General features: G+C 69.2%; 20 protein-coding genes. 12 read left to right on the plus strand and 8 right to left on the minus strand.

The features are described 5' to 3' along the window. The first annotated feature begins 198 nt into the window (after positions 1-198). A complete protein-coding gene (locus CSW64_RS16435; protein WP_099623117.1) occupies positions 199-1701 on the plus strand; it encodes a sensor histidine kinase in 1503 nt (500 codons plus the stop codon). A gap of 3 nt (positions 1702-1704) precedes the next feature. Here CSW64_RS16435 and CSW64_RS16440 read toward each other — a convergent pair whose 3' ends face one another. Beyond that, positions 1705-2313 carry a response regulator transcription factor gene (locus CSW64_RS16440; RefSeq protein WP_099623118.1) on the minus strand — a complete coding sequence of 203 codons (609 nt, stop codon included), beginning with the start codon at positions 2311-2313 and terminating at the stop codon, positions 1705-1707. A 152-nt stretch (positions 2314-2465) separates the two neighbouring features. Here CSW64_RS16440 and CSW64_RS16445 point away from each other — a divergent pair, with 152 nt between their 5' ends. From CSW64_RS16445 to CSW64_RS16495, 10 genes are all read left to right on the plus strand, one after another. Beyond that, positions 2466-3356 (plus strand): helix-turn-helix transcriptional regulator, encoded by an 891-nt coding sequence (locus CSW64_RS16445; protein WP_099623119.1) that lies wholly within the window; start codon positions 2466-2468, stop codon positions 3354-3356. Between the two features lie 46 nt (positions 3357-3402). Then, positions 3403-4068: a response regulator transcription factor gene (locus CSW64_RS16450; protein WP_245863738.1), complete on the plus strand. Its 666-nt coding sequence runs from the start codon at positions 3403-3405 to the stop codon at positions 4066-4068. A 72-nt stretch (positions 4069-4140) separates the two neighbouring features. Next, positions 4141-4506 carry a response regulator transcription factor gene (locus CSW64_RS16455; RefSeq protein WP_099623120.1) on the plus strand — a complete coding sequence of 122 codons (366 nt, stop codon included), beginning with the start codon at positions 4141-4143 and terminating at the stop codon, positions 4504-4506. Between the two features lie 67 nt (positions 4507-4573). Continuing rightward, positions 4574-6133: a PAS domain-containing sensor histidine kinase gene (locus CSW64_RS16460; protein ID WP_099623121.1), complete on the plus strand. Its 1560-nt coding sequence runs from the start codon at positions 4574-4576 to the stop codon at positions 6131-6133. Positions 6134-6305: 172 nt separating this feature from the next. Continuing rightward, positions 6306-7112, plus strand: coding sequence for an alpha/beta hydrolase (locus CSW64_RS16465; protein WP_099623122.1), 807 nt, complete (start codon positions 6306-6308; stop codon positions 7110-7112). Between the two features lie 226 nt (positions 7113-7338). Further along, positions 7339-7866: a DUF4402 domain-containing protein gene (locus CSW64_RS16470; RefSeq protein ID WP_099623123.1), complete on the plus strand. Its 528-nt coding sequence runs from the start codon at positions 7339-7341 to the stop codon at positions 7864-7866. 95 nt (positions 7867-7961) lie between these two features. Then, positions 7962-8786: a fimbrial biogenesis chaperone gene (locus CSW64_RS16475; RefSeq protein ID WP_099623124.1), complete on the plus strand. Its 825-nt coding sequence runs from the start codon at positions 7962-7964 to the stop codon at positions 8784-8786. Next, positions 8783-11503, plus strand: coding sequence for a hypothetical protein (locus tag CSW64_RS16485; protein WP_172448599.1), 2721 nt, complete (start codon positions 8783-8785; stop codon positions 11501-11503). The genes CSW64_RS16475 and CSW64_RS16485 overlap by 4 nt, the downstream gene beginning before the upstream one ends. Then, entirely contained in the window at positions 11500-12033 is a 534-nt protein-coding gene (locus CSW64_RS16490; protein WP_099623127.1) for a hypothetical protein, read from the plus strand. The genes CSW64_RS16485 and CSW64_RS16490 overlap by 4 nt, the downstream gene beginning before the upstream one ends. Next, on the plus strand, positions 12030-12512 hold the full coding sequence (locus CSW64_RS16495) for a hypothetical protein (RefSeq protein WP_099623128.1): 483 nt from the start codon (positions 12030-12032) through the stop codon (positions 12510-12512). Before CSW64_RS16490 ends, CSW64_RS16495 begins: the two co-directional genes overlap by 4 nt. A gap of 37 nt (positions 12513-12549) precedes the next feature. On the opposite strand, the gene CSW64_RS16500 is transcribed toward CSW64_RS16495, so the two are convergent. Further along, positions 12550-12738: a hypothetical protein gene (locus CSW64_RS16500; protein ID WP_099623129.1), complete on the minus strand. Its 189-nt coding sequence runs from the start codon at positions 12736-12738 to the stop codon at positions 12550-12552. A 182-nt stretch (positions 12739-12920) separates the two neighbouring features. Between CSW64_RS16500 and CSW64_RS16505 the strand changes: the two genes are divergently transcribed. After that, complete coding sequence (locus CSW64_RS16505; protein ID WP_099623130.1) at positions 12921-13301, plus strand: putative quinol monooxygenase; 381 nt, start codon at positions 12921-12923, stop codon at positions 13299-13301. Here the strand turns inward: CSW64_RS16505 and CSW64_RS16510 are convergent. From CSW64_RS16510 to CSW64_RS16535, 6 genes are all read right to left on the minus strand, one after another. Continuing rightward, entirely contained in the window at positions 13260-15461 is a 2202-nt protein-coding gene (locus tag CSW64_RS16510; RefSeq protein WP_150131438.1) for a TonB-dependent receptor, read from the minus strand. The two genes, CSW64_RS16505 and CSW64_RS16510, sit on opposite strands and share 42 nt — an antisense overlap. A gap of 10 nt (positions 15462-15471) precedes the next feature. Continuing rightward, positions 15472-16971, minus strand: a complete 1500-nt coding sequence (locus tag CSW64_RS16515; protein ID WP_172448600.1) for an amidase family protein — start codon at positions 16969-16971, stop codon at positions 15472-15474. Between the two features lie 2 nt (positions 16972-16973). Then, positions 16974-18617: an alkaline phosphatase D family protein gene (locus CSW64_RS16520; RefSeq protein ID WP_099624304.1), complete on the minus strand. Its 1644-nt coding sequence runs from the start codon at positions 18615-18617 to the stop codon at positions 16974-16976. Between the two features lie 31 nt (positions 18618-18648). Beyond that, complete coding sequence (locus CSW64_RS16525) at positions 18649-19926, minus strand: patatin-like phospholipase family protein (protein WP_150131439.1); 1278 nt, start codon at positions 19924-19926, stop codon at positions 18649-18651. A 91-nt stretch (positions 19927-20017) separates the two neighbouring features. After that, positions 20018-20359 (minus strand): hypothetical protein, encoded by a 342-nt coding sequence (locus tag CSW64_RS16530; RefSeq protein ID WP_099623134.1) that lies wholly within the window; start codon positions 20357-20359, stop codon positions 20018-20020. Positions 20360-20436: 77 nt separating this feature from the next. Further along, a complete protein-coding gene (locus CSW64_RS16535; protein ID WP_099623135.1) occupies positions 20437-20910 on the minus strand; it encodes a hypothetical protein in 474 nt (157 codons plus the stop codon). Between the last annotated feature and the right edge of the window lie 69 nt (positions 20911-20979).

Here is a 20979-nt window from a genome sequence, read left to right on the forward strand (position 1 = left end):
GATCAGTCCCGGGCGGTTCGAGCGAGCCATCGATCTGTTCCTTGTTGCGAACGTGTTCGGACGTCCAAGGTTCGTCGCAATCGAGGCCGCGCCGCCATTCCGCTCTTCGGGTCGCGGAGCTGCACTTTGGTATTAGGGGGATTACGCACCGCCGCGCCGCGGACGTAGTCTGGCCCCGGGGCCGGACGGCGGGGGACGATGGCGGATCGCGATCAGGACGACAGAGCCGGCGCCGCCAAGCGCGTCTTCTCACTCTGGCCCGCCGCGACCGGCGTCCCCTCCTCGTCCGGCTCGGCCGACCTGCCAGCCTGGGCCCGATCGGCCGCGCCGCAGGCTCGGCGACGGCGCCTGCGCGGCGCGGACATCCTTGTCGGCGCCGCGGCCGTGGCCGTGCTGACCCTGCTGCTCGTCAACCTCACCGCCGGCGCCGTGACCGTCGGCCTGTCGGCGCTTTGCCTGGCGCTGCTTCTGGTGACGCTGGCGCTGCTATGGAAGGAGCGGCGGCGGGAAGACGCGGACGCGGCTTGGCGGGACACGCTGTTCGAGCGCACGGGCATATCGCTGTGGCGCGAGGACTGGTCGGCGGTCGGCGAGGCCATCCTGGCCCTCAAGCAGCGAGGCGTGCACGACATCGAGGGCCACTTCGCCGCCCATCCCGACGAGGCGCGAGACCTCCGCCGCCGCGTCATCGTCAAGGACGTCAACGCCTTTGCCGCCGAGATGATGGGGGCCGGATCGAAGGCGGATCTCCTGGGACCGCTGGACCGGATCCTGCCCGACAGCGACCAGACCTTCGATCAGTGGCTGATCGCGTTCGGGCGTGGCGACACCTTCTACCGATCAGAGACGCACATCGTCCGTCCCGACGGCACGCACGTCGACACCCTGTTCACCGCCGAGCTGCCGACGACGCTCGAGGGCTTCAGGAACATCCTGGTCACCGCGCTGGACATCACCGACTACAAGGCTCTGCAGACCAAGCTTGTCGCCGCCGAGACCGACGCCGCGCGCGCCTCGCGCATCTCGACGATGGGCGCGCTGACGGCTTCAATCGCCCACGAGGTCAACACGCCGCTGGCTTCGATCCTCGCCAATGTCGAGGCGGGCCTGCGCTGGCTGCGACGGCCGCAGCCGAACCTACCGGAAGCGGAGCAGGCGATCGAACGCGCGATCCGCGACGCCGCCCGCGCCCATGAGGTCATCGCCCGGACGCGGGATTTCCTCAGCGCCGCGCCGCACGCGATCCAGCCGGTCGACATGGCCGAAACCGCGCGGCTGGCCATGGTGCTGATCGATCGCGAACTCCGATCCCACCAGGCTTCGGCGCACCTCGACGCCACGCCCGGCTTGCCGCAGGTCGACGCCGACCCGATCCAGATGCAGCAGGTCCTGGTCAACCTGATGGTCAACGGCCTCCAGGCGATGAAAAGCTGCGCCCCGCCCCGGGACCTGCGCGTCACGCTGCGCGCCGTGGACGGCGAGGTGATCGTCTCGGTGACCGACCAGGGGCCCGGCATCGATCCGACGATCCGCGGCAAGCTGTTCGATCCATTCTTCTCGAGGAAGGAGAACGGCATGGGCATGGGGCTGGCCATCTGCCGGACCTGTGTCGAGGGACATGGCGGACGAATCTGGGCCGAGCCCAACGCGGACCGCGGCGCGACCTTCGCCTTCAGCCTGCCGCAGGCGAGGTCCGGTTGATCGTCAGACCCCGGCCTTCAACCGATCCGCCATCCGGACCAGATCGGCGACGGTGCGGGCCTTCAGTTTGCGCATCGCCGAGCGACGGTGAGTCTTGACGGTCGACTCGCTGAGCGACAGGTCGCCAGCGATCTGCTTGTTCAGGCGGCCCAGCGCGACCAGGTCGACCACCTGCCGCTCGCGCGCGGTCAGCCCTCCGTAGAGACGCTGAAGGTCCAGGAGGGCTTCCTCGACAGCCCACCGTTCTTGATCGGCGGCGACGGCGGCCAGCGCCGCATCGAACAGATCCCGGTCGCGGATCGGCTTGGTCAGAAAGTCCGCCGCTCCCGCCTTCATGGCCCGGACGCTCATGGGGATATCGCCGTAGCCGGTCATGACCAGAACCGGCTGGGACATGCCCAGCGCCGACATGCGGTTGAGCAGGTCCAATCCGTTCCCGTCCGGAAGCCGCACGTCGACGATCACGCAGCCGGGACGGTTCGGCCGGTCAGCGGCCAGGAAGCCCTCGATCGAGGCATGGTCCATCGTCTCGTAGTCCGCCGAGCGGAACAGCCCGCGCAACGCTTCGCGAAGCAGGGCGTCGTCGTCGATGATGTGGATGAGCGGCGGCATGCAACGATCGATGGACGGCGGCTGTGTCCGTTCCAGGACAATGCCTGAATGTTGGGCCGCCGTCTTTTCCCTAGTTGCTGTTCTGCGCTCAAGGGTCTGGAGTAGCGCCAGGAGCAGTTTGTCCGACGACCACCGTCAACTGGAGAACGACCATGGAAGGGCACGGCATCGCCAAGTTCCGCGACGCCAACCTGCTCGCCGCCTCCTCCCGGCGTCCCTGGACATTACTGTCGGCGGAACTCCGGCAGCACGGAGCCGGACAGATCGACGCCTTCGTGCCCCAGAACGCCGAGATCACCCAGATCATTCAGGACGTGAACGAGGCGGTGTCCACCCGGGCGTCGGGGGGCGTCCGTCAGGAGGTCGCCGCCCGACCGGGAACGACCTGGCTCTGCCCGGCCGGCATCCGCGAGGAGGCGACCCGTCTGTCCGCCGATATCCCTCAGGTCCTGCACGTCTACATCCCGCCGCACAGCTTCCTGACCGGCGAGCTGGCGACGCTGGATTTCCGCGCCCAGGACCTGCGCTATCAGGCGCGGGTCGGCAATCCGCGGATCATGGCCATCCTCGCCGCGATCACCCAGGAGCTCCGATGCGAGAGCGCCTCCGGCGGCCTGAGGACGGACGCGCTGGCGATCGACCTGATCTCGACGCTCGCCGCCGGCCATGGCGAAACACCAAGCGCCAGTCCGCCGACGACGCTGATCGGCGGCCTCGATCGACGGCGGATGGATAGAACCCTGGCCTTCATGAACGACCATCTCGACCAGGACCTGAGCCTGACCGATCTGGCCGAGGCCGCCAGCGTGAGCGTCTTCCATTTCTCCCGCGCCTTCCGTCGAACCATGGGCCTGGCCCCGCATGCCTATCTCAGCCGCCGGCGCCTCGACCTGGCCAAACGCCTGCTCGCGACCGGCTCCCTGAGCCTGGCAGAGATCGCCCTGACCTGCCGGTTCTCGGGTCAGGCCAACTTCACCCGCGCCTTTACGCGCGCGGTGGGCGTGAGCCCGGGCCGGTATCGCGGCGAGGTCCGGGCGCTCTGATTACTTCTCGTCCTTGGTATTATTGGCCGCCCTCGGCGACCGTGGCATGAGTCAAGGCATCCAGAGGCGCAAGCAGGTCATGGGGCGGGAACCGGTCATTCATATCGTCGAGGACGACGCCTCGCTTCGCCAGGCGCTGGAGGACCTGTTCCAGTCCGTCGGCCACAGCACCCGGACATTCGGATCCACGGCGGCCTTCATCGAGAGCGTCGATCGCGACGCGCCGGGCTGCCTCGTGCTCGACATCCGCCTGCCGGGCGTCAGCGGCCTGGATTTCCAGGTCCGGATGGAAGGCCTGGGCATCCGATTGCCGGTGATCCTGATGACCGGCCACGGCGACATCCCCATGTCTGTTCGCGGCATGAAGGCCGGAGCGGTCGATTTCCTGACAAAGCCCTTTCGCGACCAGGACATGCTGGACGCGGTCACCGAGGCGCTGGAGCGCGACGACCGGCGGCGCGCCGCCGCCGCCGATACGGCCGAGGTCTGGCGACGATTCTCGACGCTGTCGCCGCGCGAGCAGCAGGTCATGCGCCTGGTCAGCGCGGGGCGTCTCAACAAACAGGTCGCGGGCGATCTCGCCATCAGCGAGGTCACCGTGAAGATCCACCGCGGCGCGGCGATGCGAAAGATGGGCGCGCGGTCGCTGGCGGACCTCGTGCGCATGGCCGACGTGATCAGCGCCTCACCGCAGACTAACACCACAGTATGATACCCGGCGCGCGATCACGGGTGCGAATAGAGCCGTGCCGCCGCCCCGCGGTAAGCTCTGAAGAAACCCCGAGTGTCACACGATCTGCTGATCTCGGTCGTCGAGGACGACCCGTCGCTCCTGCAGGCCATGGTCGGCCTGGTGGAGTCGCTGGGCTACCGAGCCGCCGGCCATGCGTCGGCCGAGGCCTTCCTGGCGGCTGGAGACCTGGACTCGGACTGCATCATCACCGACATCCAGATGCCTGGCCTGAGCGGCATCGAACTGAAGCACCGCCTCGTCGAGCTGGGCGCGACAACGCCGGTGATCATGGTCACCGCACGGACGGAACCCGGTCTTCTCGCGAGAGCGCGCGAGAGCGGCCCGACCTGCCTGCTGCAGAAGCCCTTCAGCGCGGAGGCGCTGATCGGTTGCCTGAAGACAGCGCTACGCTCGTGAACGTCGTTCTCAAAGAGAGCGCAAGGGACTAGCGTCGCTGCAGACGCGCTGGGCCTCGGGGGACGCCATGCCACAGGGCGGATTTGGAGATCTGTTCGAGCTGGCGCACGAGAGCATTCTCGTGCGGGATATGGACGGGCGGCTTCTGTCCTGGAACGCGGCGTCGACGCAACTCTACGGCTGGTCCGAACAGGACGCGTTGGGCCGATCGCTCGACGCGCTGTTCGGCGATGGGGCGAACGAGATCGCGCCCGAGTTGCTGGCGAACGGCCGCTGGGACGGCGAGATCCGCCGCCGCAACGCCGCCGGCGCCGATCTGGTCGTCGAGATCCGCCAGAGCCTGCGCCGCGGCCCGGACGGGCAACCTGTCGGGATCGTCGAGATCGGCCGCGACATCACCGCCAAGCTCGACGCCGAACGTGCTCTGAAAGCCGCCGAGCGGCGGTATACCAATCTCTTCCAGGCGATGGCCGCATCATTCTGGGAACTGGACTTCACGCCCGTCGGGACGATGCTGCGGCGACTGCGCAAGAGCGGCGTCGACGACTACAGCCAGTATTTCCGCGATCACCCTGCGTTCATCCGGGAGATGATGCGCGTCACGCGCATCGTCGACGTCAACGACGCGACCGTCCGCCTCTTCGCCGGCGGCGATCGCAGCCTCCTGACCGGTTCGGTCGAACCCTATTGGCCCGAGGCCGCCGGCGAGGTCTATGCCGCCAGCGTCGTGGCGGCGGTCAGCGGCGCGCCGAGCTACTCCACCGAGACGACCCTGCGTCGCGCCGACGGATCCGAGTTCCAGGCGCTGTTCACGGCCGCCTTTCCCTCGGAGTCGGTGGACCAGGGAGCCCTGCTGATCGGCGTGATAGACATCTCCGAGCGCAAACGCGCCCAGGCGGCCGAACGACGGCTGCAGGACGAGTTCGCGCATTCCGCGCGGATTTCGATGCTCGGCGAGCTTACCGCCTCGATCGCCCACGAGGTCAATCAGCCGCTGGCGGCGATCGCGACAAACGGATCGGCGAGCCTGCGATGGCTGAGCCGCTCGCCGCCCGACACCGACCGCTGCGCCGTGCTCACCGAGCGGATCGTCGCCGACGCTCAGCGGGCGGCCGACATCATCGGGCGCATCCGGGGCATGGCGTCGAACCAGCCCACGGCGGTCGAAGCGCTGTCGATCAACGCCCTGGTGCGGGAGACCGCGATCTTCCTCCAGCCTGAACTCGCGGCGCACGACGTCATGCTGACGGTCGCCACGGCCGCGGGGCTTGAGCCCGTGCGAGGCGACCGGACCCAGCTTCAACAGGTGTTCGCCAACCTGCTGATCAACGGCGCCCAGGCGATGAGCCAGGCCCGCTGCGCCGAACGTCGGTTGGTCGTCCGCACCGGCATGAACCTGGCCGGTCATGTCCAGGTGACCGTCGAAGACACCGGTCCCGGCCTGGCGCCCGAGCATCTCGAGCGTCTGTTCGAGAGCTTCTTCACCACCAAGGCGTCCGGCATGGGCATGGGCCTGGCCATCTGCCGCTCGATCGTGGAGCGGCATGGCGGCGGCGTCACGGCCGGCAACGGTCCGCAAGGCGGCGCGGTCTTCACCATTGTCCTACCGGTCGACGAGGCCGCCTGAACCGACCGCACCGGCCCGCGCTCGGGTTGGCTCCGCTCATACCAAAGTATGAAGCGGCGACCATCCCGCACCATTGGCCCGGGGACGGCTGCGTCCGATCATATCCCACGACGGAGAACCGCCACGATCGCTCGCGGGACCGCTGGACCGCGCGCCCAAGGGGAGACGCCTCATGACCAAGACCATCATGCTGATCCACGGCGCCTGGCTGAACGCGCGCAGCTGGGAAGGCTTCAAGGCCCGCTACGAAGCCCAGGGCTACACCGTGATCGCGCCGAACTGGCCGTTCGACGACCGCTCGCCCGAGGAGTTGCGCAAGGCGCCGAACCCGGCCCTCGCCAAGAGCGGCCAGAGGGCCATCCTCGACCACTTCGAAGCCGAGATCCGCAAGCTCGACGAGACGCCGATCCTGATCGGCCATTCCCTGGGCGGCGTGTTCGTGCAGCACCTGCTGGACCGCGGCCTGGGCGTCGCCGGCGTGGCCATCAACCCCGCCCCGACGCCCGGCGTGCCGTTGGGCCCGCACGCCATTGTCTCGGCGCTGCCGATCTTCCTCGACCCGTTCAGTCCCTGGAAGACGAAGTCGATGAGCCGCGACTACTTCCGCAACCGCTTCGCGCAGACCGCCCCGCGCGATCGGGCCGACGCCCTCTATGACCGCTACGTCGTTCCGACCACCGGCAAGGTCTACTGGGACGGCGTCACCGGCGCCGTGAAACCGATCCAGTGGAACAACCCCAACCGCGCGCCGCTGCTGCTGATCGGCGGGGAGATCGACCTGATCGCCGACGCCAGCATGACTCGGGCGATCTTCGCCAAGCAGAAGCGCGCGCCGTCACGCACCGAGCTGAAGATCTTCCCCGGACGCTCCCATTGGACCGGGATCGACGCCGGCTGGGAAGAGGTGGCCGACTACGCCTTGAGCTGGGCCCTGGCCAATCAGCGACGCCCGCTGGGATCTCCTTCGGCGGCCGCCTAACCCGGCGCGTCCGAAATACACCCTATGCGAGTGTTTTAGGTAGCACTTAATTCAAGGTTTTAACGGCTACTTGGACACGTAAAGCGCGTCCAGGGCGGCCGGATGTCGTGGGTCGGAGACCCGCGACGGTGGTTCAGCCGGTTCCGTCTCGAAGACGGGCCGGCCTGATCCGCAACCTCCTCCGAGCGGTCTGGACGGCGTCGTAGGCCTTTCTTGGAGACCCAAGATGATCGTCAAGTCGCTCGCAGCCATCGCCGCTCTCGCCGTGGTCGCCGCCGCCGCGCCGGCGATGGCCCAGTCGGCCTCCACGACCGGCTCCGGCTCGATCACGGTGATCCGGCCTCTCACCCTGACCAAGAACGCCGACCTGAGGTTCGGGACCGTGGTGCGCCCATCGACCGGCTCCGGCACCGTGACCGTCAGCGCCGCGGGCGCTCGTTCCGTGACCGGCGGCGTCGTCGGACTGGCCTCCGGCGACACGCCCGCGGCGGCCCAGTTCACGATCGACGGCGAAGGCGGTCAGTCGATCTCGGTGACCATCCCGGCCACCTTCTCCATCGCCAACGGCCCCGACAACCTGACGGTCACCACCTCCAACAACCTGGTCGGTTCGGCGTCCAGCCAGACGCTCAGCAACGCGCTGGGCGCGGCCGGATCGCTGGTCTTCCGGGTCGGCGGCAGCGTGCCGATCGACTCGACCACGGCGACAGGTCTGTACACCGGCAACTTCACGGTGTCGGCGACCTACAACTGATCCCCTTCGGGGGCGGGCGCCGCGTCTTCCTCGTTTCCCCCGACGAGGCGGACGCGGCGCCCACGACCTTTCCGCCGGCCGAGGGCGTCAACGCCATGTTCAAAACCCTGATCTTCGCGGCCCTGGCGGTTAACCTTGCGGCCGGCCCGGCCCAGGCCCAGGTCGGCGCCGACCTGAACATTTCCCCGAAGCGGGTCGTCTTCGACCCCGGCGAACGCAGCGCCACGGTCTACATCTTCAACCAGGGCGATCAGGAAGCGACCTACACGGTCGAGCTCGTCGATCGCGTCATGCTCCCGAGCGGCCAGATCATCGCCGCCGCCGACCATCCAGGCGCGACCGTGGCCTCCGCGGCCGACCTCATCCAGTACACGCCCCGCCGGGTGACCCTGCCCCCGCGCCAGAGCCAGGTGGTCCGGGTTCGCGCCCGCGCGGGCGGGGACGGCAAGCCCGAGCATCGCACCCACCTGACCGTGACCGCCCTCCCCTCCGAGACCGCCGGCTTCACGGTCGAACAGGCGGCCGGCCCCGCCTCGGGCGAGGTGTCCCTCAGAGTCGTCGCCCTGTTCAGCGTCAGCATCCCGATGATTGTCCGGGACGGCCCCGTCGACGCCCGCGCCGCCATCGAAAACGCCGTGATCAAAGCCGCCGGCGACGGCGCGGCGCTCAGCCTGGATCTCGTCCGCAAGGGCGCCAACTCGGTCTATGGCGACGTCGAAATCCGCGCCGGCCAGGGGGCGAAGACCCGAACGCTGGCGGCGGTGCGCGGCGTGGCCGTCTATCCCGAGATCGAGCGCCGCGCCGTCCTTGTCGCCCTTCCGGCGGACCTGCCGCGCGGCGAACCCCTGACCATCCTCTATCGCGACGACGACGCTCGCCCGGGCGAGACGCTCGCGACAGCGACGATCGTCGCCCCGTGACAGGCGCCCAGTCCAGCAGCCTTGGTTTCATGGCGCTGGGCGCGGCGGTCGCCTCCCTCTCGGCAGGTCCGGCCGCAGGCCAAGCCCTGGCGCACGGTCTGGCCGTCGCGTCTGATCCGCAGCCGTTCGGCGTCGACGACCTGCTCTGGATGGAGGTGCGGACAAGCGACGCCGAGTTGGCCGAGTCGATGAACGTCTACGCCTCTCGCGCCGGCGTGTTCTTGCCGTTGGGCGAGTTCTCGCGCGTGCTCGACCTGGCGGTGGGCGTCTTCCCGACACAGAAGCGCGCGGAAGGATGGATCCTGTCCCCCGACCGGCCGCTGATCATCGATCTCCCGGCGCGCCGGGCGACATTGGCCGGGCGCGAGATCGCCTTCAGTCAAGACCAGGCCGTCCTGTACGACGACGATCTTTATGTTCGAGCCGATCTGCTCGAACGCCTGCTGCCGGTGAAGATCAAGACCGATCGGAGCGCGCAGGTTCTGACGGTCACTCCGACCGAGGCGCTGCCTTTCCAGCAACGTCTCGCACGCGAGCGACGCCGCGCGCAGCAGGTCGGCGCAACCGACGAAGCCGCGCTTCGGATCGACACGCCCTATCGTCTGTTCACGCCGCCGGCCTTCGACGTCAACATCGGCGGCCAGATGACCCGCGACGGGGTCGATCAGGCCAGGCGCTATGATGTCCGCGCCGCCGGCGACCTGCTCGGCGCCGGCTTTGAAGGCTATGTCGGTTCCGACAACAAGGGTCAGGTCAACGACCTCCGCGTCCTCTTCAGCCGCAAGGATCCCGACGGTCACGCGCTCGGCCCGCTCGGCGGCACGCGCGCCGGGCTGGGGGACGTCTACAGCCCCTCCATGCCGATCGGCGCCGCCGGCGTCACGGGTCGGGGGGTCTTCTACAGCTCCGCGCCTCTCGAAGCGCTGGATCTGGCCACGCCCCTCGACCTGCGCGGAGAGCTGGCGGTCGGCGAAGAGGTCGAACTCTACGTCAACGAGATCCTGCAGGCGGCTCAGACCTCCCCCGACCAGGGCCGCTATCAGTTTCTCAACGTGCCGCTGGCCTACGGCCTGAACACGATCCGCCTGGTCTTCTACGGTCCACAGGGCCAGAGCCGCGAGGTCGTGCGCCGGATCAATTTCGGCGCGGGTCAGGTCGAGGCCGGGCGTCTGGTCGTTCGGATGGGCGCGGTGCAGCAGGGCCGGACCGTCTTCGACGTCGGCGACCGGGTTCGCCAACCCGGGGACGGCGAGCCCCGAATGGTCCTGACCGCCGACTACGGCCTCAGCCCCAGCCTGACGGCCAGCATCGGCGTCGCCCGCTTCACGCCCGGCGATCGCCAGACGCGCAGCCTCCTGACCGCCGGCCTGCGCGGCGCCTTCGGGCCGGTCGCCGCCCAGATCGACGCCGCCGTCGACGACCGCGGCGGACGCGGCGTCACGGTCGGCGCCGCGGCGCGTCCCTTGGGCGTATCCGTGGTGGCCCGGCATTCAGAGTACTCCGGCGGCTTCGTCGACGAGACCCGGCAACCCGGCGTCACCACCCTGGCGCTGCTGACCCGCGCCACCGATCTGCGCGCCGACGGCCAGATCCCGCTTCGGGGCGGGCTTGGCGTTCCGGTCTCCCTGAACCTGCGTCGTCAGGAACGGGTGAATGGCGACCGGCTGACCAACGCCGAACTGAGAGCCGCCGCCCCCATCGGTCGCTTCTATGTCTCCAGCAGCGCCCTCTTCGAGGGCGAGAAGAGCGGCGGCGTCAGCCGGAAGCGCTGGTTCGGTTCGACGGACCTGTCGACGCTCGTCTCGAGCCGGGTCCAGGTGCGCGGCGGCGCGAGCTATCAGATCTCGCCCGAGTGGAAGGTCGACGCCGCCTACGCCACCGCGGACTGGAGGATCAACGACCGCAACACCCTGCGGCTGGGCGTGGTGCGGACCATGGGGCCGGCGCCGGAAACCAGCTACCAGGCCTCTCACCTCTGGCGCGCCAAACGGTTCGATCTGGCCGTCAACCTGTCCTACGACGCCGAGGCCCGCGAGTGGCGGATCGGCGTCCAGCTGGGCTTCGGCCTGCGCTACGACCCCTTCTCCTATCGCTACCGCCTTTCCAGGCCCGGCGTGGCGAACGGCGGCTCGGCGGCGATCAACGCCTGGATCGACGAGAACGGCGACGGGATCCGCCAACCCGACGAGGCCGCTCTGCCCAAGCTGGTCGCCGAGACGCCCGGCGGGCCGGCCGAGACCGACATGCACGGCCGCGCCATAGCGATCGGCCTTGGCGACAACGCCTCTGCCCGCATCCGCCTGAACCCCGAGGCGGTCGACGATCCCTTCCTCGTGGCCGGCGGGGCTTCGACCGTGGAGATCGTCCCACGCCCCGGCCGCACCGCCGTGATCGACTATCCCATGCAGCGGACGGCCGAGGTCGAGCTGACCGCCAAGGTCGTCCGCGACGATGCCCCGGCGCGAGGCCTGGCCGCCCTCAACGTCGAACTGGTTCCCCGGCAGAGCGGCGCCATCCTGAAGGGCCGCAGCGACCACGCTGGCGTGCTGTACTTCGAGGGCGTGCGCCGCGGCGTCTACGACCTGCGGATCGATCCCGCGCAAGCCTCGGGCCTAGGGCTCAGCCTGGCGTCGCCGGTGACGGTCGTCGTGACCGCCAGCGGACTGGTTCGCGGCGGGGATGTCCTGGTCCGGGTCAAGGGGAAGCCCAGCCAATGATCCGCGTCCTGCTCCCCCTCCTGCTCGCGGCAGGTCTCGCCCTCGCCCCCGGCGCGGCGTTGGCCCAGATCCAGGTGACGCCGGCCACGGCGCCGGTCCTTGGAACCACGATCCGAGGCAGCAGCGTCACCGTGTTCAGCATCTCGACGACCGGGGTGGTCACCCGCCTCTCCGGCAACGGCATTCGGATGTCGAGCGCCTCGGTGACGGTTCCGACCATATCGTTCAACTGCGGTCTGCTGAACCTTTCCGGCCTGTGCGCCCTGCGGCAGCTCCGGGTGACGATCATCCCCCTGGCCGGTTCCGGGCCCGCCAGCATCGTCAAGCTCCGGGTCGGCGGCCTGACGGGGACAACCTACGTCGGCGGTTCACCACCGCCGGAGGGAACGTCCGTCACGTTCGACGTCAACGCCCTGGGCCTGTTGTCGACCGCATCCTTCCAGCTGGGCATGGACGTCCAGCTGGCGGCCAATGCGACTCCGACGGGGCTGCAGAGCTTCGCCTATCAGGTTACGGTGACCATGCTATGAGCCGCTGGTCGCCCACCTTCCTCGCGGCGGTCGCCGCCGTCATCGCCACCCCGACCCTGGCGTCGCCGCACGAGATCGCGCCGTCGGCGCAAGCCGAAGCCGCCCTCGAGGTCGTTCGCGGCCTGAACGTGGTGTCGATGCGGCCGATGCGTCTCTCGCCGCACCCGCCCCGGGCGCGTGACGGGGTCCAGGGCGGCGCCCTGGCCGACGCGCCGGCGATCATCCGGATCAGCGGCGACCCTGGTCGCCTCTATCGCATCCGGATGCCGCGCATCCTGCTTGCCGACGACAGTCTCGCCGTGATCGAGGAGCTGCGGGTCTGGAGTCTCGGCTCTGGCGACATCACCCAGAGCCGGGTCGCGCAGGTCGGCCCCGGCGGACGGGACGTTCTGAGGGTCTCCGGCCGCCTGCGCCTGCTTCGGCCGGAAGCGGCCAGGGCGATGTTCGCCACCCTGCCGATCAGCATCGACTACGAATAGCGGCCGATGCGGCCGTGACCGCATCGGCCAGTCGGTATCAGGACTTGGCGCCCTTGGGCGTGGCGGCCGCCACGCGGTGCGTCTTGTGCTTCTTGTGCATCGGCTTGGCGTGATGAGCCGTCTTGGCCGCGGGAGCCGAGGCCGAAGCGGGAGCCGCGGCGTAGGCGGCGCCGCTCGCCAGGAGGGCGGTCGCGGCGGCGGCGCCGATGAGGATACGCAGAGTCATTGAGAGCCTCGCAACATGTCGAACGACGGGCTTGTCGCCGTCGTGCTCATGGGAAGCCCGCCGCCCGTCCGGCGTCGGTCCGCCGACTTACAAATCTGCCAGCTGATATGCGTCTCCCTACCTCGGAGGTGATTGGCCCGGGCGAGGCCGGGCGCGATGGTGCCCCCACGAGGAGCAAGACCATGAGCATCACCTACGTCATCGGCTTCCAAGTCCGGCCGCAGCAGTTCGAGCGCTTCAGATCCTTACTCGACGGCGTCCTCGACGCGATGCGCCATGAGCCGATGTTCGTGTCCGCCACTCTGCATCGCGCCCCGGAAGACCCCTGCCGGCTGATGCTCCACGAGACCTGGGCCGATCACCAGGACGTGCTCGACGTGCAGTTGAAGCGGCCCTATCGGACGGCCTGGCACGAGGCGCTCGAGGAGGTTCTGGAAGGGCCGCGCAAGATCGAGGTCTGGGAGCCCCTGCGCAGCGACGGCCGAGGCGCTTTCGATCTGGTGGCGAAGTCGCCGCCAACTTCAGAAGCGTCGTTTCAACACCAGACGAACGCTTCTGCCTAAGGGATCCTGCATGTCCCGGCCGTAGCCAGGCGCGGGCGAACCATCGCCCAGGCGGGCCGCGGGGCGAGCGTCGAAGAGGTTCTCGATCTCTAGATCGAGCTGCAGGTCGTTGCGGCCTCGGCGGGGCTCGCCGGTCGCCTCGCCGGTCCGTCCCGCGGAGCTGACGGCGTTCAAGCGCAGGCTGAGCTTCAAATCCACCGAAAGGAACGGATCGACCACGAGATCGCCAGGATCATCTCGACCACTCACGCGCCGAACGCGATAGCCGTCCTGCCACCGCGCCCCGGCGTTGACGCCCCAGCGACCGCGGCGACCGTCGAGCTGCACGCCGATCTCCTGTCGCGCGACGCCGCCGCCGTCGCCGGCCAGCCTGTCCATCTCGGGCAGCCGTTCATGGAGAAGCATTGCGCTGCGAACCCGCCAGGTGTGATTGAGGGTCAGCCGGAGACTCGTCCCCCGCGGGGCCGGTCCCTCCGGCGGCGTCGGGAGAGCCAAGCTGACGCTCGTGACCAGGGTTTCGGTTGAGGTCGAGCGGATGTTCAACGGCCTGCGATCGATGCTGATCAGGCGTCCCTGGTCGTCACGGCGAAAGCGCTCGGGGAAGGCCGCCTCCACGTCCTGTGTCAGCGCTGGAAGAGCGCCGATCCCATCGCGAGCCTCGAACCGCTGAAAGTCCACGCTTCCGGCGAGGCTCCACGGCGTGAACGGGCCGAGGAAGGCCGAGATGGAAGATCGCTCGGAGCGCGGAGGGCGCAGATCAGGGTTTCCGCCCAGGATCGGCGTCACCTCCACCGCTTCCCCCCGGCGGAAGTCGAACACGACGGTCGGCGCCCCGTACTGAAGAGGTTCGAACCTCTGCTGATCGGCGACGCTCTCGCTCGATGTCGACCACAGCCCGTTGAAGCGGACCCCTTGTCGCGGAATCCAGGACACCGCGGCGTCGACGCCCTCGCCGCCGGCGGAAGCCGTCCGCCGCATGGTCGCGCCCACCGTCGCGCGAACGTCGCCGATCGAGTATCCATCCTGTCCGTCCTCGTCTCGACGCGCCAGAGGCGCGGACAAGGTGATCCGAGCGTCCTCCGACCGAGCGGACAGGGATCGCCGGACGACGTCGGTTTCGACCGTCGAGCGACTGGCCAGGACCTGGGCGGACAGGTTCGCCGTGACAGGCCCGGCGGGCAGCTCGAACAGAGGGCGATCCGCCGCGACGCTGGCGCTGATCGAGCGGATCGCGCTCCGCGACGACGAAAGTCCCCCTTCCCTCGTGCGCGAAGCCTGGCCGGCCAACCCGAACTGTACGGACCATCCCATGGCGTCGCCGCTGACGCCCGCCGTGAGACCCAGGCTGTCCGTGACCCGGCGGACTTCGCCCACGTCCGCGCCAAACCTAGCCACCGAGCGGCTGTCCCGTGTCTGGCCGTTCACGCTGAGGGCGCCGAGCCAATCGCCCAGCGCCTTGGTCATGGCGACGTTGGCGGCCGCTGCATCGACGCGCGGACGCAAGGTGAGCCGTCCGCCGTCGCCTTGGCTCAGATCGCCGCGATCGCGCTCGCCGGCGCGAAGGGCGGTCTGCCTCGAGATCCGCGCCCCGAACTGATGGGTGTCGTTTCCGGAGATGGCCGAACGGCGCAGGTCGCCGTTGAGGCTCGAGGTCCCGCCCGCGACAGGCCGTCCCCCAGCCGCGAGCGCATCGCGGCTTGAGAACCGCCGCTGCAGCACCAGGTTCACCACCCGCTGGCCGGGCGCTCCGCCATACAGGGAGGCGGCCTCCCGCGGCAGCACCTCGGCCCGGACCAGGGCGTCCGGCGGGAAACCCGAAAAGACGCCGGCGTTGGGCGTGCGCTTGCCGTTGATGATGACCATCGGCTCTTCGCCCGGCCCCAGCCGCTCGGTCAGCCGGCGCAGCACCTCGCCGATGTCGTAGGCGCCGAGGGCGTCGATGTCCGCTGCGTCGAGTTCGGTCTCCGGCGGAACCTTGGCGGCGCCGCGGCGGCCGACGACTTCCACCCCCTCGACCAGCGCGGCCTGCTCAGGATCCTCGGACGCGGCGGGTGGAACCGTGACCTCGGGCGATGCGGCCATCGAGCCGGCGGCGCTCCACACGACCATCAGGCTAGCGAGGGAGGCCTCCAGCACCATAGCCTTCCACTCCTTCGCCAAGCCGATCCCGTCACGCCGGCCATACCGGCGGGCGACGCTTCGCCCAGGGCCGCGCCTGCTCCAGTTCGAAAGCCAGCTCCAGCAAGGTGCGCTCGCCGCCCCGGTCAGCTGCGAACTGGAGCCCTATGGGCAATCCTGTGCTGCTCTGATGAAGCGGCAGGCTGATCGCGGGACCGCCGACGGCGTTCTGCAGCATCGTGTAGTCGGCGTAGCCGGTCAGCCTCTGCGCGAGGTCCCCTAGAGGCACCGAGCCATTGATCACCCCGATCCCGACCGGCGGCGTCAGCAGGACCGGGCTCATCACGACATCTAGACCGGCGAACTGAGAGTAGTAGGCCGAGGCGTGGGTGGAGACCCGCGACAACACCTTCCGCAGAGCCGCCTCGGAGATCATCCGTCCCATCGTGGCCACGGTGCGCGACGCCGGCTCGACGTCGGCGATCATGACCTTGCGGCTCATGTTGACGTGCGCCGCCAGGCGATCCGCCATTCGGTCGCCGTAGGCCAGGTAGATCTGCGTGAAGTCCGCCTGGAAGGCCCGGGTGTCGAGCGGCCAGACCGCCTCGCGCACCTGATGACCGAGCCCTTCGAGGAGCCTTACGGCGCCCGCCATCGCCGCCGCGACGTCCGGCGAAGGCGAACGCCCGCTCAAGCTGGACGACGTCACGCCGATCCGCAGCCGCCGCCTGGACGGGCCTTGAACCCGGCCGACCGCCGGCAAGCCTTCCATCTCGGACTCGACCAGCGCGAGCAGGTTGGCGCTGTCGCGGACCGAACGGCTGACGCAGAAATGGCTCGCCAGGCTCAGTTCCGGAAACCACTTGTCCGAACCCGTCGTGCGGCCGCGCGTCGGTTTGAGGCCGACGAGACCGCAATTGCTGGCGGGAATGCGGATGGAGCCCGCCCCATCCCAGGCGTCCGCCATCGGGACGATCCCCGCGGCGACCGCCGCAGCCGCCCCCCCGGACGATCCGCCCGGCGTATGATCCAGGCTCCAGGGATTGCGGGTGACGCCATAGGCGGCGGTCTCCGTCGTCGGCAAGGCGCCGAACTCGCTCATCGTCGTACGCCCGAAGACGTTGAAGCCGGCGGCTTCCATGCGGGCGATGGTGGGGTCGGTGCGCGTCGACAACGGCATGACGGCGTCGATCTTCGACCCAAGGTGAAGACGCGAACCGGCCAACTCCGTCTCGTCCTTCAGCAGGTAGGGCACGCCCGCGAAGGCTCCGCGGGTTTCCATCCCGGCTGCCCGCGCCCGAGCCTGATCGTAGAGCTTCTCGCTGAAGAGGTTGAGGCGTCCGTTGACCGCTTCGGCCCGCGCAATCGCCGCGTCCAGCAGCTCCAGCGGGCTGACCGCCCCGGCGCGAACCTGCTCGGCCATGCCGGTCGCGTCCAGATCGGCCCAATCGTCAGCGGCCCTGGCCTGCAGCGGCGTCAGCACGCCGCCGACCGCCAGCGCCGAGCCGACTTTGAGCACCGAGCGCCGGCTAGGATCCTGATAGGTCGGCATGGTCAGCTCTCCGAGGTGAAACGACGACGACCACGAGCGACCGTCATGCTGCGGCTGGGGCGGGTCCGCACGCTGCGGTCCTTGATCGTATCGACGAAGACCCATTCGCCTGTGACATGCTCGGGCGTCAGCTGAACGGCGAGATAGCCGCGCTGGCTGGTGTCCGCCCATTTCAGCTCGGGACTCGCGCCGATCAGAAGCTGGGACACCAGTTCCGGCGGAACCGGCAGATAGGTTTCGAAGCCCGGCGAGGTGACGCTGTGGCCGGCGAACTCGACGCCCGCCGGGCGTCCGCCCTCGGATAGGTCGAAGGCCCAGGCGTTGTGACTGTCGCCCGACAGGACGACGAGGTCGGCGTCGGCCGCCTGGGCGGCGGCGAGAAGACGCGCGCGTGCGGCGGGAAATCCGCCCCAGCTGTCCAAGCTGACGGGCAGGCCCGCCTGAGCCGCGGCCGTTGCGGCCTTGAGGTAGCCGAGTCCTTCCGGCGGCACGTTGAGGCTTTCCGCGAGCCCATCGGGAATGGGCGGCATGTTCAGGTCGCCCATCACGACCTGCTGGGTCAGCACCTGCCAACGGGCGCCGCGCCGGACCGACTGCGCCATGCCCTTCCGCAGCCAGGCCTCCTGCTCCGCCCCCATCAGCGTACGGGCGGGATCGCGCAGGACGTTGTCGCGCAGATCGGCGAAGGCCGCGGTCATGTTTTCGGCGCCCAAGGCGACCTCGCCGAGGTCCAAACGCCGGCTACGGGCGGTCAGACGCGTTTCGGGCTGGAACAGCGTCGCCAGGTCCCCGATGTCGTAGGAGGTCCAGGAGGCGTCCGAGACCGGCAGCCACTCCCGGTAGGCCTTGATCGCCGCGGCCTTGCGCGCGGCCCAATCACCGTCGGCGGCGGCGTGGTTCTCGGCGCCGCCCGTCCAGGCGTCGTTGGCGATCTCGTGGTCGTCCCACCGGGACACCATCGGAAACAGGCGATGCAGCCGCTGAAGATCGGCGTCGGCGCGATAGCTTGCGTACCGCAGACGATAGTCGGCCAGGAGGATCGTTTCGTTGGCCGGCTCGATCAGGCGATCCTTGATCGCCTTCTCGGCGTCGGGATAGCGACCGCGCGGATACTCGTAGATGTAGTCGCCGTTGTGCACCATCAGGTGCAGGTCGTCCCGCGCCGAGGCGTGGGCGTAGGCGTTGAACCAGCCGTAAGGGAGGTTCGAGCACGAAAAGACGCCCAGCCCGAACTGCTCGACCCGCCCAACGGGAAGCGTGCGCGTGCGACCAACGGGCGAGATCAAGCCGTCCGGCGCGATGAAGCGGTAGTAGCACCACCGGCCTGGCTGCAATCCCTGGATCGTCAGACGCGCGGTCCAATCCCGATCGGGCGAAGCCGTGACGGAACCGCCGACGACGATGCGCCTGAAATCCTGCGTTTCCGAGACCTCGACCGTCAGGCGCGCCGCGTCGCCCGACGCCGCGACGTACCGGGTCCACAGCAGCATCGAGCGCGGGCCGGGCTCGCCGCTCGCCACGCCGTGGGTGAAACCCCTGGCGGTCAGCAGGTCGCGCGCGACGGCGGCTCCGCCGGGACTCGCCAAGGCCCCCAGGCCAAGGGTTCCCGCCAACAGCAGGCCGCGGCGCGGCAAGCCTCCGTTCATCATCGACGTCCTTTCGAAGCTGCGGACCGGCTCACGGCAGAACCCGCGCCATGGCGTCCCGCCCGGCCTGAATGCTCAGATCGATCTGGGCGCGAGACAGCGACAGACGGGTCGGGATACGGAGCAGCACCTCGGCGCGCTCAGGCGGCAGATCCGCCAAGGCGATCATCTCGGCCGAGTAGCTCAGGTCGCCGCAGCGCCATCCGTCGGGAGCGCCGAGCGCACGCGCCTGCTCCGGCGTCAGACCGCACCGCCAAGCCACGGTCTGGCCCTCCCACCGTTCCAGATAGCCGCGGAAGGCGTCGTAGGCGTTGCGCTTGGCTGCATCCGTGGAATGGTCGGCGACCGCCTCCATCACCTGTAGTCCGTTGGGGCCCTGCGTCGTCAGGCCCCAGGGGCGATTGCTCAACCGTTCGCCGTTGACGACGATCACCCGCAGGCGGCTCAGCCGCACGGCGTCCGACGCCGACAGCATCGGGCCGTAAGGCCGCTCCGACGCCGTCTGCAGCACCAGCAGACTGGACAGCCCGTAGTTGTCCACCACGCCGCCATCCAACAGATGGACGTAGCGCAGCCGATTGGGATCCCTGAAGGCCTCGAAGGCCCGGGCGGTGTCGCGCGTCAGGACGTCTCCGTCGCGCGCCGCGGCGGCGTTTCGAGCCCACGCCGGCAAAGCCCGCGCGCAGCCCCGGTTGAAGGTCTCCAGCACGACCGGCCGAACCGCGAACGGATAGGCTGCGGAGGCGGCCACGGCGTCGGCCACGCGGACACCGTCCAGGTCGCTGCAGATCGCTTCGAACCAGGGCCGCGCGAAGGCGAACGGCACGCTGGTCGACAACTCTACCGCGTTCAGGATGACCGGCGGCCCCGACAGGTCCGCCATCCGGGCGCCGCCGTACACCTCGCGGTCCAGCCAGTCGGCGATCCTGCCGCGGCCATTCAGCCCGCCGCGCTGCAGCCGAGGCCAATTCAGGGGCCAGGCCAATTGATCGTGGACGGCCGCCTGCCAATCCTTGTCCAGCAAGGTCGATCGAAAGCCCTCGAGCCCGCCGGGTCCATGGAGTCCGAACCAGGCGGCGGTCAGCGAACCGCCGGAAACCCCTGTGATGAAAGCGACCTCGTCGATCCATCGACGGCCGTCCGGCCGGCGCCGGTCCCGGAGCTCCAGGAGAGCGCCGTAGGAGAACGCCGCCGCCCTCGCGCCGCCGCCGGAGAAGGCCAGCGCTACCGCTTCACCCGAAAGACCGAGATCACGCGGAGCGGCGGCGACCTCGGATCCCGGCCGCAACGGGCCGTTGATGGGCGTCATGCCCGATCCCGTCGCGCAGCCGCCGAGGGCGATCGTTGCCGCCAGGCTTAGGATGAAGCGACGGAAGCTCACCGACGACGCGTCCTGGTCCTCAGCGGGCGACGGTGGCGTTCAGGGCCTTCAGGCCTGCTTCGACGGCCTTCAACCGGTCGTCCGAGATCAGGCCGCCCGACATCGGCTGCAGCGCCTTCAGGGTCAGCCCCTTGAACTGTTCGTAGTAGGCGTGGGTGGTCAGTCCCGGCAGTTCGCGGTCCAGCAGACCCTTCGCGGCCGGGTCGGCGACCAGCTTCGCGATCGGCGTATCCAGGCTGAGCGACGGCGCCTCGGTCTGAAGCGGAGTCGCGCCTACGGGGCGGGACGACGCCTCGGGCGCGGCGCCGGCGGCGCACGGAAGAGCAACCGCCAGAAGGGTCGCCGAGATGAGAAGACGCACGAGACACTGCCTCCGACAGGAAAAAAGGGCGGGACGACGCGGAACCGCGCGCCGTCCCTGGGCCGTGGGGAGCGGCCTTAGTTGATGGTGGTCGCTGGCGAGACCGTCAGCGTGCCGGACAGACGGCAGAAGCCGATCGCCGTGGTCGGGACGGTGACGCGGCTGTTGACGTTGTCCCAGGGCACCGCGATGTCCGTGCCCGAGCAGCTGCCCAGGCGCGTATCGACGACCAGTTCCTCGATCGACAGCTGGCTCGAGGAGATGGCGTTGATGCGCACCGGCAGGACGATGCCGTCGTCGCACGACAGGATGCCGCTGACGCGGGTGCTGGTGATGGTGTTGAGCGTGAAGCCGGTGGCGTCGGCCACGCCCGTGAAGGTGGTGTTGCAGACGGTGTCGAACAGGCTGATGCCGTTCAGGCCTTGGGTCAGCTGACCCGAGACGGTGACCGGGCCGGTCGGGGAGACGGTTTGGGCCGAAGCGGCCGAAGCCACGGCGATCGTGCTGACGGCAGCCACAGCGGCCACGACGATCTTGGACAGATTCTTCATGGTCATTTCTCGCGTTCTGGAGTTAATCTCTGTTGGATACGCACGTCTGTCACAACAAGTACTGCGACA

Source organism: Caulobacter mirabilis (assembly GCF_002749615.1).
GTDB classification, from domain to species: domain Bacteria; phylum Pseudomonadota; class Alphaproteobacteria; order Caulobacterales; family Caulobacteraceae; genus Caulobacter; species Caulobacter mirabilis.

Coding starts and splice junctions, on each gene's coding strand:
- CSW64_RS16475 (WP_099623124.1), top strand. CDS start 7,962: ATGTTCAAAACCCTGATCTTCGCGGCCCTGGCGGTTAACCTTGCGGCC.
- CSW64_RS16525 (WP_150131439.1), bottom strand. CDS start 19,926: ATGACGCCCATCAACGGCCCGTTGCGGCCGGGATCCGAGGTCGCCGCC.
- CSW64_RS16505 (WP_099623130.1), top strand. CDS start 12,921: ATGAGCATCACCTACGTCATCGGCTTCCAAGTCCGGCCGCAGCAGTTC.
- CSW64_RS16450 (WP_245863738.1), top strand. CDS start 3,403: ATGAGTCAAGGCATCCAGAGGCGCAAGCAGGTCATGGGGCGGGAACCG.
- CSW64_RS16435 (WP_099623117.1), top strand. CDS start 199: ATGGCGGATCGCGATCAGGACGACAGAGCCGGCGCCGCCAAGCGCGTC.
- CSW64_RS16470 (WP_099623123.1), top strand. CDS start 7,339: ATGATCGTCAAGTCGCTCGCAGCCATCGCCGCTCTCGCCGTGGTCGCC.
- CSW64_RS16535 (WP_099623135.1), bottom strand. CDS start 20,910: ATGAAGAATCTGTCCAAGATCGTCGTGGCCGCTGTGGCTGCCGTCAGC.
- CSW64_RS16440 (WP_099623118.1), bottom strand. CDS start 2,313: ATGCCGCCGCTCATCCACATCATCGACGACGACGCCCTGCTTCGCGAA.
- CSW64_RS16490 (WP_099623127.1), top strand. CDS start 11,500: ATGATCCGCGTCCTGCTCCCCCTCCTGCTCGCGGCAGGTCTCGCCCTC.
- CSW64_RS16515 (WP_172448600.1), bottom strand. CDS start 16,971: ATGCCGACCTATCAGGATCCTAGCCGGCGCTCGGTGCTCAAAGTCGGC.
- CSW64_RS16445 (WP_099623119.1), top strand. CDS start 2,466: ATGGAAGGGCACGGCATCGCCAAGTTCCGCGACGCCAACCTGCTCGCC.
- CSW64_RS16520 (WP_099624304.1), bottom strand. CDS start 18,617: ATGAACGGAGGCTTGCCGCGCCGCGGCCTGCTGTTGGCGGGAACCCTT.
- CSW64_RS16500 (WP_099623129.1), bottom strand. CDS start 12,738: ATGACTCTGCGTATCCTCATCGGCGCCGCCGCCGCGACCGCCCTCCTG.
- CSW64_RS16465 (WP_099623122.1), top strand. CDS start 6,306: ATGACCAAGACCATCATGCTGATCCACGGCGCCTGGCTGAACGCGCGC.
- CSW64_RS16460 (WP_099623121.1), top strand. CDS start 4,574: ATGCCACAGGGCGGATTTGGAGATCTGTTCGAGCTGGCGCACGAGAGC.
- CSW64_RS16495 (WP_099623128.1), top strand. CDS start 12,030: ATGAGCCGCTGGTCGCCCACCTTCCTCGCGGCGGTCGCCGCCGTCATC.